A 240-nucleotide genomic window follows, 5' to 3' on the forward strand; every position below is an offset into this window, starting at 1 on the left:
ATGGTATGCTTGATCTAGCAGTCCAAACGTATCATCCTGCTTCACAAAGAAACTGGTTAATCCGTGTGACGGAAACCCATCAAGCTGTGGCATTTGCGCCCAATTCACTTGTGCGAATCGTGTTGCAATACACAGCAAAAATTTGGATAATCTATAATCGTATTTTAACGGAACTGTCACCCTAATCGCAAACACATGCAAAACAGCCACCCCAGTAGATGGCTGCCCTAATTCGTTATT

At 42.9% G+C, this 240-nt stretch carries 1 protein-coding gene; it reads left to right on the plus strand.

The window, feature by feature from the left end; translation table 11 throughout:
• On the plus strand, positions 1-185 hold a 185-nt coding region (locus SB719_RS22380; protein ID WP_412160065.1), incomplete at its 5' end, for a hypothetical protein.
• Positions 186-240 lie beyond the last annotated feature (55 nt).

The sequence above is a fragment of the Pantoea sp. SIMBA_079 genome, assembly GCF_046940275.1.
GTDB classification, from domain to species: domain Bacteria; phylum Pseudomonadota; class Gammaproteobacteria; order Enterobacterales; family Enterobacteriaceae; genus Pantoea; species Pantoea borealis.